We start from the raw sequence: 14700 nt of genomic DNA on the forward strand, positions 1-14700 counted from the left end.
AACCGAAGGGTCTGGCGGACGTCCCTACCACCAAAGACGGGTCTGGAAACCATTTCCGAAAGCGAGACAGAACGGCAACGAAACGGTATGCTGATGACTCAACAGCGGCAGTGACGCGGGAGACGACGAGGTGAACGAAGGCAAGCGCAGAACGGCGGGACGACCGGCATCGGGCAAGAGCAGTGGCGGCCACAGCCAGTCCCTGGTGCGCGGGCTGAACCTGCTGGAGCGCCTGGCGGGCAGCCCCGGCGGCCTGGCGCTGTCGGAGATCGCCGAACAGGCGGAACTCGCCCCTTCCACTACCCACCGGCTGCTCCAGGCCCTGCAAAGCCAGGGCTATGTCACCCAGGACAACGAGCTGGGGATGTGGAAGATCGACGTCAAGACCTTTCGCATCGGCAACAGCTTCCTCGAGGCCCGCGACTTCGTCGGCACCAGCCGGCCCTTCCTGCGCCGGCTTACCGCCCAGACCGGCGAGACCGCCAACCTCGGCGTGCGCGATGGCAGTACCGCGGTGTTCCTGGCCCAGAGCGAGTCGCCGCAGATGATGCGCATGATCACCCGCCTGGGTTCACGGGCCCCGCTTCACGCCTCCGGTGTCGGCAAGGCATTGATGGCATGGCTGCCCGACGACGAGCTCGAGCGGGTGCTCGACGAGCGTGGCCTGGCGCGGGTGACCACCAACACCATCCACGATACCGTCGCGCTACGCGAAAGCCTGGCCGAGATCCGCCGCCAGGGTTACGCCTGCGATCGCGAAGAGCACGCTATCGGCCTGCACTGCGTGGCCGCCTGCATCCACGACGAGCAGGGCATTCCGCTGGCGGCCATCTCGGTCTCCGGCCCCATGGCGCGGATTCCCGAGGAACGTCTCACCGAGCTCGGCGAGCAGGTCCGTGACGCCGCCGAGGAGATCACTTCCCGGCTGGGCGGCCGGATCCCCGCCCACGACGAGGCCCTGGCCTGACCCGGGCCCGGCGGCGCCGCCGGGCCCCTCTCCTCACCCCCCTTCCAGCCGCTCCAGCTGCCCCTCCAGCTTGCTCATCAACTCGAGCAGCTGACGATACTCCTCCACCGACAGCGGCGCGACCAGCTCCGCCTCCCAGGCCCGCGCCTCGGGAATCAGTTCCTCCAGCAGCGCCAACCCCGCCTCGGTAAGCCGCAGCTCGTGACGACGCTGGTCTTCGGGCGATGGCCGCCGGCGGATCAGCCCGCGATCCTCGAGTGCCTGCACCGCCCGGGATACCCGCGCCTTGTCCATGCGCGTGGCCTCGCGAATCTGCTTGGCGGTCAACTGCTCACGGTGATGCAGCCAGGCCAGCACCCGCCACTGGGCCACGCTCAGGTCGTGGCGCGTCTCATAGAGGCGTGCCAGGGCCTGGCTGATGCGATCGGCCAGGCTGTTGAGGCGATAGGGCAAGAAACGGTCGAGATCGAAGCTCGTCGGCGCGGCATCGTCGATGGGCATGGGCATCACTCTGTGAGTCGGTTCGGGAAGGGCCGAGAAATGGTTGCATATGAAACTAACAGGGTCTAGCCTTGCCATAGTTTCACTTGAAACCATCTTGCCCAGGAGGTCGTAAAGAATGACAACATCGCTCGACTATCAGCCGGGCTTCCGGAACCACGTCGCCACCGAGGCTCTGCCCGGCGCGCTTCCCGAAGGCCAGAACTCGCCCCAGCGCTGCCCCTACGACCTCTATGCCGAGCAGCTATCCGGGTCGGCCTTCACCGCCCCGCGCCATCACAACCTACGTAGCTGGCTGTATCGCATCCGCCCCTCGGTGGTGCAGAGCGCCTACCGGCCGCTGGAGGCGGGCCATGTGGCCACCGCGCCGCCGGCCCGCCCCGCCGCCGACCCTAACCAGATGCGCTGGGATCCCGCGCCGCTGCCGGAGGCGCCCACCGACTTCATCGACGGCCTGCTGACCGTCGCCGTCAACGGCGACGCCGCCACCCAGAGCGGCTGTGGGGTGCACGTCTACGCCTTCAACCGCGACATGACCGAGCGCTTCTTCTACGACGCCGACGGCGAGCTGCTGATCGTGCCCCAGCTAGGCACCCTGCGCCTGCGCACCGAGCTCGGCGAGCTGGAAGTGGGCAGCGGCGAGATCGCAGTGATCCCGCGTGGCATCAAGTTCCAGGTGCGCCTGGCCGGGGGTAGCGACGGTTCTCGCGAAACTCAGGCCAGGGGCTATGTCTGCGAGAACTACGGCAGCCCGCTGGAGCTGCCTGGCTTGGGGCCGATCGGCGCCAACGGCCTGGCTAACCCGCGCGACTTCCTGACGCCAGTGGCCGCCTACGAGGACCGCCAGGGCGATATCGAGCTGGTGGCCAAGTTCTCCGGCCGCTTCTGGAGTACCCGGCTCGACCACTCACCGCTGGACGTGGTGGCCTGGCATGGCAACTACGCGCCCTACAAGTACGACCTGGCACGCTTCAACACCATCAACAGCGTGAGTTTCGATCATCCGGACCCGTCGATCTTCACCGTGCTGACCTCGCCGTCAGACACCGCGGGCACGGCCAACATCGACTTCGTGATCTTTCCACCGCGCTGGATGGTCGCCGAAGGCACCTTTCGCCCGCCCTACTTCCATCGCAACCTGATGAGCGAGTTCATGGGCCTGATCCACGGCGAGTACGATGCCAAGGCGGAGGGCTTCGTGCCCGGCGGCGCCAGCCTGCACAACTGCATGTCGCCCCATGGGCCCGATGCCGACACCTTCGAGAAGGCCAGCAAGGCGGAGCTGACGCCCCAGTACCAGGGCAACACCCTGGCCTTTATGTTCGAGAGCCGCTACGTCTTCCACCCCACCGAGGCCGCGCTTGCCGCCGACTTCCGCCAGCGCGACTACGTGGATGTCTGGTCGACCCTGCGCGCCCATTTCGACCCGAACACGCCCTGACACCCTGACACTGACGAGGCCAAAAGCCTCGTCGACGACAAGAGGACCGCCTCCATGAAACTGGCTACCCTGAACGTCGGCCGCGACGGCGAACTGATCGTGGTCTCCCGTGACCTGACCCGTGCCGTGAGCGCCACCGGAATCGCTTCCACCCTGCAGCAGGCGATCGAGCACTGGGACACGCTCGCCCCGCGCCTGGAAGAGCGCTACGCAGCGCTCAACGAGGGCCGCGCCGAGGGCGCCTTCGACCTTGACCACGGCACCCTGCACTCGCCGCTGCCGCGCACCTATCACTGGGCCGACGGCTCCGCCTACCTCAACCACGTCCAGCTGGTGCGCCAGGCGCGCAACGCCGAGATGCCCGAAACCTTCTGGACCGACCCGCTGATGTACCAGGGCGGTGGCGATTGCTTCCTGGCCCCGGGCGCCGACATCGAGGCGATCAGCGAGGAGCACGGCATCGATTTCGAGGGCGAGATCGCGGTGATCACCGACGACGTGCCGATGGCGGTGACCCCGGAGAAGGCCGCCGGCCATATCAAGCTGATCATGCTGGTCAACGACGTCAGCCTGCGCGGCCTGATTCCCGGCGAGTTGGCCAAGGGCTTCGGCTTCTTCCAGGCCAAGCCGGCCTCCAGCTTCTCGCCGATCTGCGTGACCCCGGACGAACTGGGTGAGGCCTGGAAGGACGGCCGCGTCCACCTGCCTCTGACCGTGCACCTCAACGGCGAGAAGTTCGGCGCCCCCGAGGCCGGCCCGGACATGATCTTCGGCTTCCCCGAGCTGGTCGCCCATGCCGCCCGCACCCGCTACCTGGGCGCCGGCGCGGTGATCGGGTCCGGCACCGTCTCCAATCCTGACGCCAACGGCGGCCCCGGCAAGCCGGTGGCCGACGGCGGCGTGGGTTACAGCTGCCTGGCCGAGGTGCGGATGGTCGAGACGATCCTCCACGGCAGCGCCAGGACCCCCTTCATGCGCTTCGGCGACCGAGTGCGCATCGAGATGTTCGACCGCGACGGCAAGAGCATCTTCGGCGCCATCGATCAGCAGGTCGTGCAATATCAGGACAAGTAAGTCCCAGGAGACAGGCAAATGACGACGCTCTACGGCTATTTTCGCTCGTCGGCCGCCTACCGGGTGCGCATCGCGCTGAACCTCAAGGGTCTGGCGTATGACCAGGCCCCGGTCAACCTGGTCAGGGGCGAACAGCGCGGTGAGGCCCATCTGGTGCGCCACCCCCAGGGCCTGGTTCCGGTGCTGGAGACCGACGATGGGCTGCGGCTGACCCAGTCGCTGGCGATCTGCGAGTATCTGGAGGAATGCCACCCGACCCCGGCGCTGCTGCCCGAACACCCCGCCGATCGCGCTCGGGTGCGTGCCCTGGCCCAGCTGGTGGCCTGCGAGATCCATCCGCTCGACAATCTGCGGGTGCTCAAGTATCTGGTAGGCGAGCTCGGCGTCGACGACGCGGCCAAGCTGGCCTGGTACCGGCACTGGGTCCATGACGGGTTCGCCGCCCTGGAGACCCAGCTCAGCCGCGAGGCCGGCAGCGGCGAGTTCTGCCACGGCGACGCCCCGACCCTGGCCGACATCTGCCTGGTACCCCAGGTGTTCAACGCCGAGCGCTTCGAATGCGATCTCTCGGCCTATCCACGGATCCGGCGCATCGCCGGGAATGCCCGGGCCCTGGAGGCGTTCCGGAAAGCGGCCCCCGAGGAGCAGCCCGACGCGAGCTGAGGTACAATAAGCGGGCTAAGGAAGCACCGGTCGGTGCCTCCCCGACGACGACGGGCGTGGCCTTGGCGACGCCCGTCGCCGTTGGTGATCGTTCACTCACCGAGGAGCCACCGTGCTGAGACCGACTTCCGCCGCTACCGTCGCCGTGCTCGCCGCCCTAACTGCACTGGGGCCGCTGGCCACCGACATGTACCTGCCCGCCATGCCGGCCATGGCCGAGGCGCTCGGCGCCAGCCCCGAGCGAATCCAGCTCACGCTCAGCCTCTACATGGCCGGCTTCGCCCTGGCCCAGCTGATCTGCGGGCCGGTCTCCGACCGCTTCGGGCGCCGCCCGGTGATGATCGCCGGCTTCGGCCTCTTTCTGGTGGCCAGCCTGCTGTGTGCCCTGGCGCCGAGCACCGAATGGCTGCTGCTGGGCCGCTTCCTGCAGGCGCTGGGCGGCGCCGCCGGGCCGGTATTGGCCCGGGCCGCGGTGCGCGATATCCATGGCCCGGTCGAGGCCGGGCGGGTGCTCTCCTACATGGGCAGCGTCATGGCCCTCGCGCCGGCCCTCGCGCCGGTGATCGGAGCGGGGCTGCTGGCAGTGTTCGGCTGGGAGGCGATCTTCTGGCTGCTGGCGATCTACGCGGTGCTGATGCTGGCGATCCTGGCCTGGTGGCTGCCCGAGTCGCTGCCCGCCGAGCAACGCCAGTCCATCGCTCCGGGCGCCATCCTGGCCAACTACCGGATGCTGCTCGGCCAGCGCGCCTTCGTCGGCTACACGCTGACCAACGCCGCGGCCTTCGCCGGCATGTTCGCCTTCCTGTCCGGCTCTTCCTTCGTGCTGATCGAATACCTGGGGGTATCGCCGGGGCTCTACGGCGTGCTGTTCACGCTGATCGTCGGCGGTTTCTTCACCGGCAGCATGCTCAGCGGGCGCTATAGCCGGCGGCTGGGGCGCGACCGACTGCTGTCACGCGCCACCCTGCTATGCGCGCTGGGCGGCGTGGTCATGGCCGCCCTGGCGCTGCTCGGCGTCCATACCACCTGGGCCATCATCCTGCCGCACATCGTCTACATGATCGGCTTCGGCATCGTCATGCCGCAGAGCATGGCCGGGGCCCTGGCGCCCAACCCGCAGTGCGCCGGCTCGGCCTCCTCGCTGTTCGGCTTCCTGCAGATGACCATCGCCGCCCTCGGCGGGGCCATGGTCGGCCAGTTCCACGACGGCACCTCACACACCATGGCCCTGGCCATCGGGCTGTCCGGGGTGCTGGCCCTGGCGGCCTACGTCTGCCTGGCCAGATCGCGTCGAACGGATGTACCGGCCGTTGCCGGCACGCAGACACGATGAGCATGCCGATGACACGCTATTGGGTGCCTTTGCTGGCGCTGGCCGGCTTCGCCAGCATGGCCTCGATGCGGCTTACCGACGCCATGCTTCCCGCCCTGTCTACTGCCTTCGACCGCCCGGTGGCCGAGGTCGCCCAGAACATCACCGCCTTCGCCATCGCCTACGGGGTGATGCAGCTCGTCTATGGCCCGCTCGGCGACCGCTATGGCGCGCTACGGGTGATCGGCCTGACAACCCTGGCCTGCGCGATCGGCGCCCTGGGCTCGGCGCTGGCAGGGTCACTGCCGGCACTGCTGATCTTTCGCACCCTCAACGGCGCCACCGCGGCCGCCATCATTCCCCTTTCCATGGCCTGGGTCGGCGACAACGTGCCTTACGAACGACGCCAGGTCACGCTCGTGCACATGCTCTCCGGCACGGTGCTGGGCCTGGTCGCCGGACAGTCCCTGGGGGGTTGGCTGGCCGAGACCATCGGCTGGCGCTCGGCCTTCCTGCTGCTCACCGGGCTGTTCCTGCTGGTCGGCGGCGGCATGCTCGTTGCCCTGCGTCGGCGCCCGGCGGTGAAGACAGCGCACCAGGGCGGCCTGGAGCGAGTCAGCTTCATCGCCCGCCTCTCCGGTATCCTGGCCATCTCGAGGGCGAGATGCATCCTGGTGCTGGTGTTTCTGGAAGGCACGGCCGCCTTCGGCTCCCTGGCCTTCGTGGCCAGCCACCTGCATGCCCGGCTCGGCGTCACACTGACTCAGGCAGGACTGATGGTGGCACTGTTCGGCGCCGGCGGCCTGCTGTTCGCCATGCTGGCCAGGCGGCTGGTGAGCGGCCTGGGAGAAGTCGGGCTGGCCATCCTCGGCGGTAGCCTGATGGGCGCCGGTTTCACCGGGCTGGCGCTGGCCCCGCTGCCGCTTCCGGCCGCGATGGCGGCCTTCAGCGCGGGGCTGGGGTTCTACATGCTGCACAGCACCCTGCAAACGCATGCCACCCAGATGGCTCCCAGCGCCCGAGGCACCGCCATGGCGGTGTTTGCCGGCTGCCTGTTCCTCGGCCAATCGCTGGGCGTCGGCCTGGGTGGCGTGGTGCTGCGACTGGCCGGGGCCGAGGTCCTGCTCGCCGCGACCGGCCTGTGGCTCTTCGTGCTGGGGCTGGCTTTCGCGCTCAAACTGCGACGCTGGCAAACCGAGACGGCGCCGTCGGCGGCGTAAGGCACATTCGCCTCCTCGGAAACCCTCTACCACCCCGGAGCGCCGGGCGCCCTTCGCTCACCGCAGCCGCTTCAGCAGCCCTCGGATAAGCTCGCGGTGCTCGCCGTGCAGGTGATAGGCCACGTAAGCCTTGAGTTCGATCGTCGGCGCGTCCTCGACCACGAACAGCCGCTCGCGGCGGCACCAGGGGGCCACGATGTCCCGCGGCAGGTAGGCCGCCCCGCCGCACTCCAGCAGCAGGTTAAGAGCGATGCGCCCGCTGTTGACCCGCCCCCGGGCGAGCAGGCGTTGGGGGAAACGGCTCTCGTGGACGCTGGCAAAGGCTGTCCCCCACTCCACCCGGATATAGCCGTCGCCGACCGCCCGTTCGGCCTCGATGCCGGACCGGCTCGCGACCATCACCAGCGGGATGCTAGCCACTTCCTCGACCCCCACTCCGCGCAGGCGCGGCGTGTCGTAGAGGAAGCCGACATCGATCATGTTCTGCTCCAGCTTCTCGACCACGCGCAGCGGCGTGCTCTCCTCCGCGCGCAGCCCGAGCGTCGGATGGGCGCGATAGATCTCCGTGAGCCAGTCCTGCAGGAAGATGTCCCACAGGCTGGCGACCCCGGCCACCACCAGGCGCCGCTGATGCCGCTCGCTGAGCGCCGTGTCTTCAAAGGCCCGTTCCCAGGCGCCGAGAATGAAGCGCGCGTGGCGTTCCATGCGCTCTCCGGCCGGCGTCAGGTCGATCCGATGATGGCCGCGGGTAAAGAGCGCCAACCCCAGGTGCTCTTCCAACTGGCGGATGCGTGCGCTGACCGTGGAGGGGGATACGCACAGACTCTCGGCGGCCCTGCCGAAGTTGCGCAGTCGGCCGACCTCGAGGAAGGTTTCCAGTAGTTGGGTGTCCATGGGAGCCACCTTCGGTTTTTCTGTTCATGAGGCCCAAAAAATTTTGTTTTCCAGCATGACAGCTTTTCCCTAGGCTGGCCTCCCTCATGCATATCTCGAGGTTTTCCCCATGGCGCCCAGACCCTCGCGTTTTCTGCCCTTCCTGAGCTGGAGCCATGCCCTCGATCGCCGGATGCTCGGCGCCGACCTGATGGCCGGACTCACCGGCGCTATCCTGGTGCTACCCCAGGGGGTCGCCTACGCCTTCATCGCCGGCCTGCCGCCGGAAGTCGGCCTCTACTCCGCCATCGTCGCCGCCAGCGTGGCCGCGCTGTTCGGCAGCTCCTGGCACATGATCTCGGGGCCCACCGCGGCGCTGTCGATCGTGCTGGCCAGCGTGGTCGGCAGCCTGGGCGCCTTGTCGCCCTCGGAGTACCTCGCCGCCGCGCTGACCGTGACCCTGCTGGTCGGCGTCATCCAACTAGGCATGGGGCTGCTGAGACTAGGCAGCCTGGTGAGCTTCATCTCCCACACGGTGGTGATCGGCTTCACGACGGGGGCGGCGATCCTGATCGCCACCAGCCAGATGAAGCACCTGCTCGGCGTCGCCGTCGACGGTCAGGGCTTCCTGGTGGAACTGACGCAGCTGATTCGGGCGCTGCCCGAGACCAACCCCTACGCCCTGGCCATCGGCCTGATCTCGCTGGTGACCTCACTGGTGGTGCGACGCCTCCACCGCCGCGCGCCGCACCTGCTGCTGGGGCTGGCCGCCGGGAGCCTGGCCTGCTGGCTGCTGGACGGCGAGGTGCACGGCGTCGCTCTGGTCGGCGCCCTGCCCGGTACCCTGCCGCCGCTGTCGCTGCCGGAGCTGTCGCCGGACAGCCTGCGTACCCTGACCTCCGGTGCCTTCGCCATCGCCCTGCTGGGGCTGATCGAGGCCGTCTCGATCGCCCGCGCCATCGCCCTGCGCTCGGGGCAGGTGATCGACGGCAACCAGGAATTCATCGGCCAGGGGCTGTCCAACATCGTCGGCGGCTTCTTCTCCTGCTACGCCAGTTCCGGGTCCTTCACCCGCTCCGGCGCCAACTACGATGCCGGTGCCCGCACCCCACTGGCGTCGGTGTTCGCCGCCGCCCTGCTGGCGCTGATCCTGGTGCTGGCCCCGGGCATCACCGCCTACCTGCCGCTCCCCGCCATGGCCGGCGGCATCCTGCTGATCGCCTGGAACCTGATCGATGGCCACCACATCGCCCACCTGGTACGCGCCAGCCGCCATGAGGCGCTGATCCTGGCGGCCACCGTCGCCGCTACCCTGCTGGTGGCGCTGGAGTTCGCCATCTACGTGGGGGTACTGCTGTCGCTGGTGCTCTATCTCAAGCGCACCTCGCGGCCGACCGTCATGGAGGTGGCACCACGCCAGGATCACCCGCGCCGCCATATCCGCAACGTCCGGCGCTACGACCTCGCCCAGTGCCCGCAGCTGAAGATCCTGCGTATCGACGGCTCGCTGTTCTTCGGCGCCACCGACCACGTGCAGCGCCGCCTGCGGGCGCTCAGCGCTGCACCGGGCACCCGAATGCTGATCATCGGCAAGGGCATCAACTTCATCGACACCGCCGGCACCGAGATGCTGCTCCAGGAGGCCCGGCGGCTGCGCGACCAGGGCGGCGAGCTGATGATCAGCTCGCTGAAGGGCACGGTGCTGGACGAGCTGCGTCGCCGCGGCGACCTGGGTCGGCTCGGCGAAGGGCGCTTCTTCGAGACGCCCGAAGCCGCCATCGCCGCCATCGCCCCGGGGCTGGATCCGGGAACCTGCCAGACCTGCCACAAGCGGATCTTCAGCGAGTGCGGCCCGACGCCGGAAGACGGCAAGATCCTGGCGCGGCAGGGGTAAGACCCGATGCTCAGTGACTCAGCGCCGCCAGAACGGCTTGCCAGCCTCACATCGAGCCTGAGCCGGACTAATGCCAGCATCCTTGAGCAAACGCTCATCAAGACGGCTCAGATGACGGCGGGTACGATGCCGAAAGGCTTGGCGACGCCATGCCTGCACCCAGGCCTTCAGTGGATTGCGGATCATGGTCGGGCTCCTGTCGAACTCGAGTGTTTCAACAGGCTAAGTCCGGCGTCTTGATCGGTACAGATTCAGGATATAAGTTTATATGCGGTACAAATTTGCCGCTGGCGGCACTGTACCGCAAGCAATACCTCTCTCTGTACCGCCGACTCCTGGAACTCCGAACGATGAGCGCTCCCAGACGTTACGAGCAGATCGCCGACCTCCTCGCCCAGCGCATGGCCCAAGGCATCTACCCGGTTGGCGACCGGCTCCCCTCGATTCGCGCCCTGTGCCGTGAGCAAGGTATCAGCATCACCACCGCGCAGGCCGCCTACGCGCGCCTGGAGGAGTCGGGGCTGGCCGAGGCGCGCCCTCGTTCCGGCTACTATGTGCTGCCACAACGCCGCCTGGAGCAGCTGCCAAGGGTCTCGCGCCCCGCCCAGCGCCCGCTCGAGGTATCGCAATGGGATCAGGTACTGACGATCGTCGAACCGGTTCCCGGTTTTCAGCCCTTGCACCGACTGGGTTCTGGCACGCCGGCCCTGGATGCCGCGACACTCAGGCCGCTGATTCAGCTGCTGTCTGACCGTTACCACGCCACTGACGCTCGCCACCTCGGCTACGATAGTCTGGCCGGCGATCCGGCGCTGCGCCTGCAGGTTGCACGCCTGGCCACGGCCTCGGGCTGTCTGCTGCACCCCGACGATGTCCTGGTCACCACCGGCTGCCAGGAGGCCCTGGCCATCGCCCTGGGTGTCCTCACCTCACCCGGCGACGTGGTGGCCGTGGACTCACCGGGGTTCTACGGCGCCATGCAGATCCTGGCGGCCCATGGGCTGAAAGCGCTGGAGATTCCTACCGATCCACGCCTCGGCATGAGCCTGGAGGCACTCGAACTGGCGCTGGAGCAGTGGCCGGTGCGCGCCATCCTGGTCACGCCGACCTGCAACAACCCTCTCGGCTATACCATGCCCGACGACCGCAAGCGGGACCTGGTGGCACTCGCCAGCCGCCATGACGTGGCCATCATCGAAGATGACATCTATGGCGATCTGGCCTTCGACAGCCCTCGCCCCCCGGCCCTGAAGGCGTTCGACAAGGAGGAACGGGTGCTGCTCTGCAGCAGCTTCTCCAAGACGCTGGCACCGGGGTTGCGCGTCGGCTGGATCGCCCCGGGCCGTTACCGGGACCAGGCCCTGCATGAGAAATACGTGTCGACCGGCGCCTCGGCGTCCCCGCCTCAGCGCGCAGTCGCCGCCTTTATCGACAAGGGCCGCTACCAGCGCCACCTGCGCGAGATCTGCCGCCGATACCGGCGCCAGCGGGATATCATGATCGAATGGGTGGCACGCCACTTCCCTGCCGCGACGCGCATCAGCCATCCCCAGGGCGGTTTCCAGCTGTGGCTGGAGATGCCGGAGGGGTTCGATAGCCTGCAACTCAACGAGCGCCTGGCCTCGGAGCGCCTTCAGGTGGCGCCCGGCCCGATGTTCTCGGCCTCCGGCAAGTATCGGCATTGCCTGCGACTCAGCTATGCGGCCTCCCCGACCGCCGAGCTGGAGGCGGCCGTACGCCGTATCGGTGAGATTGCCGGGGATTTGCTCGATGGAGAAGGCTGAAGCCAGGCACCACGGAGAGTAAACTAAGGCACCATCTCCACCCCAATCGCCAGCCGAGGCCCGCGCATGAGTTCTCACCTGCTCTCCGTCGATTCCCTGTCCCGAGACGATGTCGATCACCTGATGCGCGTGGCGGCGCGGATGGAACCCGTCGCCCAGCGCCGCAAGGTCACCCGGGTGCTGGAGGGCGCGGTGCTCGGCAACCTGTTCTTCGAGGCCAGCACCCGTACCCGAGTCAGCTTCCATGCCGCCTTCTGCCGGCTCGGCGGCAGCGTCTGCGACACCACCGGCTTCACCTTCTCTTCCATGGCCAAGGGCGAGTCGCTCTACGACACCAGCCGGGTAATGAGCGGCTACTGCGATGCGATCGTCATGCGTCATCCGGAACAGGGCTCGGTGGCCGAGTTCGCCCGTGCCACCAACGTGCCGGTGATCAACGGCGGCGACGGCCCCGGCGAGCACCCCAGCCAGGCGCTGCTCGACATCTACACCATCCACAAGGAGTTCGCCCGCCAGGGCAAGCCGCTGAAGGGAGCCCACGTGCTGATGACCGGCGACCTCAAGTACGGGCGCACCGTGCATTCGCTGATCAAGCTGCTGGCCCTCTATGCTCCCATGCGCGTCACCCTGGTGGCCCCGCCGGGGCTGGAAATGCCGCACTCGTTGATCGAGCACGTGGCGCGTCAGGGGCTGGACGTGCAGGTCCGCGAGAGCCTGGCCGACGACTTCTCCGACGCGGACGTGGTCTACACCACGCGCATCCAGAAGGAGCGCTTCACCGCCGAGATGACCGAGGGTTTCAGCCTGTCGCGAGATTATACCGTGGACAAGGCCTTCATGGACGGACGCTGCAACGATCGCACCATCGTCATGCATCCGCTGCCTCGCGACAGCCGATCCGATGCCAACGACCTGGACGTGGACCTCAACGGTGACCCGCGCCTGGCGATCTTCCGCCAGACCGACAACGGGCTCACCATGCGCATGGCGATCTTCGCCACCCTGCTGCAGGTCGACCACCTGGTCGAGAAGGACATGCGCGACGTGCCCTGGTTCGTGCCCAGCACCGTCGGCGTGGATGACAGGGAAAGCTGAGCACCGTTGGCATCGCCCTCTGAGCTCGGTCGACGAGTTTCGCCTACGCTGCAGAAAGACAGCCGATCGGTCAGGCTGGAAGCGCAAGCGACAGGGGAGAATCAAGCCGATGAACCTGCAACGTGCCTATGCTCTGCTGGCGATGTTCTACACCGTGCTGCTGGCGGTCGGTGTTCTCGCTGTCGTGATGGGGGGTGGCACGCCGCTCTCGCTGTTACAGCTGGCCATCGGCGCGGTGACCCTCATCGGCCTATGGGGCTATCTGCTGGGCCGCCAGGTAATGAGCTGGCGAACCTGGCGCCCCTTCGCCGGGGTGCTCGTCGTCGGCATCGCCACCAACATCTGGCTACTGTTCACGACGTCGCCCTCCGGCACTGAGCTCACCTGGCTGCTGGCCAACGTCATCTTCACCTCGTTACCAGCCCTGCTGCTGTTCCGCTACGGTGATCGCGACCAGGATCTCTGGGCCTCGCCGGCCGAGCTCGCAGGCGGCCGGGCCCTGAATGAGCTGCTCGAGCGCAGGCGAGAGCTGCAGGTAGAAAAGCGTGATGCATCTCGCCCCGCCAGCGTCAACGTCTGCCGCGAGGGCGATCACTACCGTGCCTGCGTGGTGCGGGGCCAAGGCGATGCGGAGGAACGCTTCGAGCAACGCTTCCGGCGCCCCGCGACGCTTGCCGGCTTCATCGAGACGTTCACCTGCATTGAGGTGCGGGATTTCGTGGCCAAGTATCGTGACGAGCCGGATACGGCCTAGCGCGGCAGCCCTTCCCGGTCGGCCAGCCAGCCTTCCAGGATCAACACCGCGGCCAGGCCGTCGACGCTGTCGTCGCGATAGTTGCCGCGATGGCCCGCCTCCCGGGCGATGCTCTTGGCCTCGCGGGTGGAGCCGCGCTCGTCGGCCATCTCGCAGGGGATGCCGTAGCGGCCGTACAGACGCTTGCCGAACTTGCGGGCGCGGGTGCTCATCACGCTCTCGCTGCCGTCCATGTTGAGCGGCAGGCCGACCACGCACAGGTCCGGCCGCCACTCGTCCACCAGTCGCGCCACACGCTCCCAGTCGGGAATACCGTCGCGAGCCGGCAGCGGCTCCAGGGCCCTGGCGCTGGCGGTAAGCTCGTTGCCCACTGCCACGCCGATGCGCCGGGTGCCGAAGTCGAAGCCCAGGATCAAACGCTGGCCGCTGCCACTCATCGGCATCGCTCCACGATGCGGCACCCGACCGGCGAGCACACCGAGCAAACAAAGTCCGTTCCCGTCATCAGGAGTGCCCCGCCTCGCGGGTCATCAGGTTCAGATCGATCCCCAGCAGGTTGGCGCTGGCCCCCAGACGCTGTTCCGGCGGCACCTCGAAGAGGATGTCGGCGCGGCCTTCCACGGTCAGCCAAGCGTTGTCCTTGAGCTCCTGCTCGAGCTGGCCGGATTCCCAACCGGCACAGCCCAGGCAGACCAGGAACTTCTCCGGACCGCGGCCCTCGGCCAGGGCCTGGAGGATGTCCATGGACGTGGTCAGCGCGATGTCATCGGCCACCTGAAGGCTCGAGTCCCACTCCTGGCTGTCGCCCTGATGCAGGATGAAGCCGCGATCCTTGTGCACCGGGCCGCCATAGTAGACGGGCGCATTGAGGTGCGGGCTGCCGGTGCACTCCAGCTCGAGCTGCTCGAACAGGGCATCGAGAGTCAGCTCCAGAGGCCGATTGACGATCACCCCCATGGTGCCCTTGTCGTCGTAGTCGCAGAGGTAGCTGAGGGTGCCGGCGAAATTGGGATCTTCCAGGTGCGGCATCGCCATCAGGAAGTGATTTTTCAAGCTTTGCATGGAGCTCCCCAGCGGAATGCGGCGCGCCACCGGCGCGGTCCGCAAAATGTCAGCGCGCGC

The 14700-nt window shown here is 67.7% G+C and carries 15 protein-coding genes; 10 read left to right on the forward strand and 5 right to left on the reverse strand.

What is annotated here, in order from left to right:
- Positions 1-130 precede the first annotated feature (130 nt).
- Positions 131-967 (forward strand): HTH-type transcriptional regulator BhcR, encoded by an 837-nt coding sequence (gene bhcR / locus ACGTN6_RS03245; RefSeq protein WP_394589805.1) that lies wholly within the window; start codon positions 131-133, stop codon positions 965-967.
- 33 nt (positions 968-1000) lie between these two features.
- On the opposite strand, the gene ACGTN6_RS03250 is transcribed toward bhcR, so the two are convergent.
- Positions 1001-1468 (reverse strand): MarR family winged helix-turn-helix transcriptional regulator, encoded by a 468-nt coding sequence (locus ACGTN6_RS03250; protein ID WP_394589807.1) that lies wholly within the window; start codon positions 1466-1468, stop codon positions 1001-1003.
- A gap of 118 nt (positions 1469-1586) precedes the next feature.
- On the opposite strand from ACGTN6_RS03250, the gene hmgA reads away from it, so the two are divergent.
- The 5 genes from hmgA to ACGTN6_RS03275 all read left to right on the forward strand — a co-directional run bounded on the left by hmgA (position 1587) and on the right by ACGTN6_RS03275 (position 7178).
- Complete coding sequence (gene hmgA / locus ACGTN6_RS03255; RefSeq protein WP_394589809.1) at positions 1587-2909, forward strand: homogentisate 1,2-dioxygenase; 1323 nt, start codon at positions 1587-1589, stop codon at positions 2907-2909.
- A 54-nt stretch (positions 2910-2963) separates the two neighbouring features.
- Positions 2964-3983, forward strand: a complete 1020-nt coding sequence (locus ACGTN6_RS03260) for a fumarylacetoacetate hydrolase family protein (protein WP_394589810.1) — start codon at positions 2964-2966, stop codon at positions 3981-3983.
- Between the two features lie 18 nt (positions 3984-4001).
- A complete protein-coding gene (gene maiA / locus ACGTN6_RS03265) occupies positions 4002-4646 on the forward strand; it encodes a maleylacetoacetate isomerase (RefSeq protein ID WP_394589811.1) in 645 nt (214 codons plus the stop codon).
- A 112-nt stretch (positions 4647-4758) separates the two neighbouring features.
- Positions 4759-5979 (forward strand): multidrug effflux MFS transporter, encoded by a 1221-nt coding sequence (locus ACGTN6_RS03270; protein ID WP_394589812.1) that lies wholly within the window; start codon positions 4759-4761, stop codon positions 5977-5979.
- Between the two features lie 8 nt (positions 5980-5987).
- Entirely contained in the window at positions 5988-7178 is a 1191-nt protein-coding gene (locus ACGTN6_RS03275; RefSeq protein WP_394589813.1) for an MFS transporter, read from the forward strand.
- A 57-nt stretch (positions 7179-7235) separates the two neighbouring features.
- On the opposite strand, the gene ACGTN6_RS03280 is transcribed toward ACGTN6_RS03275, so the two are convergent.
- Positions 7236-8072 (reverse strand): LysR family transcriptional regulator, encoded by an 837-nt coding sequence (locus tag ACGTN6_RS03280; protein ID WP_394589815.1) that lies wholly within the window; start codon positions 8070-8072, stop codon positions 7236-7238.
- 109 nt (positions 8073-8181) lie between these two features.
- Between ACGTN6_RS03280 and ACGTN6_RS03285 the strand changes: the two genes are divergently transcribed.
- Positions 8182-9945 (forward strand): SulP family inorganic anion transporter, encoded by a 1764-nt coding sequence (locus ACGTN6_RS03285; RefSeq protein ID WP_394589816.1) that lies wholly within the window; start codon positions 8182-8184, stop codon positions 9943-9945.
- A gap of 18 nt (positions 9946-9963) precedes the next feature.
- Here the strand turns inward: ACGTN6_RS03285 and ACGTN6_RS03290 are convergent, their stop codons facing one another.
- A complete protein-coding gene (locus ACGTN6_RS03290; RefSeq protein ID WP_394589817.1) occupies positions 9964-10131 on the reverse strand; it encodes a DUF1127 domain-containing protein in 168 nt (55 codons plus the stop codon).
- Between the two features lie 164 nt (positions 10132-10295).
- Between ACGTN6_RS03290 and ACGTN6_RS03295 the strand changes: the two genes are divergently transcribed.
- From ACGTN6_RS03295 to ACGTN6_RS03305, 3 genes are all read left to right on the forward strand, one after another.
- The gene (locus tag ACGTN6_RS03295) at positions 10296-11729 is read left to right on the forward strand and encodes an aminotransferase-like domain-containing protein (RefSeq protein WP_394589819.1); all 1434 of its coding nucleotides are present in this window, start codon (positions 10296-10298) and stop codon (positions 11727-11729) included.
- A 66-nt stretch (positions 11730-11795) separates the two neighbouring features.
- Positions 11796-12824, forward strand: a complete 1029-nt coding sequence (pyrB, locus tag ACGTN6_RS03300; RefSeq protein WP_394589820.1) for an aspartate carbamoyltransferase — start codon at positions 11796-11798, stop codon at positions 12822-12824.
- Between the two features lie 109 nt (positions 12825-12933).
- Positions 12934-13578 carry a hypothetical protein gene (locus ACGTN6_RS03305; protein WP_394589821.1) on the forward strand — a complete coding sequence of 215 codons (645 nt, stop codon included), beginning with the start codon at positions 12934-12936 and terminating at the stop codon, positions 13576-13578.
- Here the strand turns inward: ACGTN6_RS03305 and ruvX are convergent.
- Positions 13575-14015, reverse strand: a complete 441-nt coding sequence (gene ruvX, locus ACGTN6_RS03310) for a Holliday junction resolvase RuvX (RefSeq protein WP_394589823.1) — start codon at positions 14013-14015, stop codon at positions 13575-13577. The genes ACGTN6_RS03305 and ruvX overlap by 4 nt on opposite strands.
- A gap of 67 nt (positions 14016-14082) precedes the next feature.
- On the reverse strand, positions 14083-14640 hold the full coding sequence (locus tag ACGTN6_RS03315) for a YqgE/AlgH family protein (protein ID WP_394589824.1): 558 nt from the start codon (positions 14638-14640) through the stop codon (positions 14083-14085).
- Positions 14641-14700: the final 60 nt, after the last annotated feature.

Origin of the sequence: Halomonas sp. B23F22_20, from assembly GCF_043496985.1 — a bacterium.
GTDB lineage: Bacteria > Pseudomonadota > Gammaproteobacteria > Pseudomonadales > Halomonadaceae > Halomonas.

Coding starts and splice junctions, on each gene's coding strand:
- ACGTN6_RS03250 (WP_394589807.1), bottom strand. CDS start 1,468: ATGCCCATCGACGATGCCGCGCCGACGAGCTTCGATCTCGACCGTTTC.
- hmgA (WP_394589809.1), top strand. CDS start 1,587: ATGACAACATCGCTCGACTATCAGCCGGGCTTCCGGAACCACGTCGCC.
- ACGTN6_RS03260 (WP_394589810.1), top strand. CDS start 2,964: ATGAAACTGGCTACCCTGAACGTCGGCCGCGACGGCGAACTGATCGTG.
- maiA (WP_394589811.1), top strand. CDS start 4,002: ATGACGACGCTCTACGGCTATTTTCGCTCGTCGGCCGCCTACCGGGTG.
- ACGTN6_RS03275 (WP_394589813.1), top strand. CDS start 5,988: ATGACACGCTATTGGGTGCCTTTGCTGGCGCTGGCCGGCTTCGCCAGC.
- ACGTN6_RS03280 (WP_394589815.1), bottom strand. CDS start 8,072: ATGGACACCCAACTACTGGAAACCTTCCTCGAGGTCGGCCGACTGCGC.
- ACGTN6_RS03285 (WP_394589816.1), top strand. CDS start 8,182: ATGGCGCCCAGACCCTCGCGTTTTCTGCCCTTCCTGAGCTGGAGCCAT.
- ACGTN6_RS03290 (WP_394589817.1), bottom strand. CDS start 10,131: ATGATCCGCAATCCACTGAAGGCCTGGGTGCAGGCATGGCGTCGCCAA.
- ACGTN6_RS03295 (WP_394589819.1), top strand. CDS start 10,296: ATGAGCGCTCCCAGACGTTACGAGCAGATCGCCGACCTCCTCGCCCAG.
- pyrB (WP_394589820.1), top strand. CDS start 11,796: ATGAGTTCTCACCTGCTCTCCGTCGATTCCCTGTCCCGAGACGATGTC.
- ACGTN6_RS03305 (WP_394589821.1), top strand. CDS start 12,934: ATGAACCTGCAACGTGCCTATGCTCTGCTGGCGATGTTCTACACCGTG.
- ruvX (WP_394589823.1), bottom strand. CDS start 14,015: ATGAGTGGCAGCGGCCAGCGTTTGATCCTGGGCTTCGACTTCGGCACC.
- ACGTN6_RS03315 (WP_394589824.1), bottom strand. CDS start 14,640: ATGCAAAGCTTGAAAAATCACTTCCTGATGGCGATGCCGCACCTGGAA.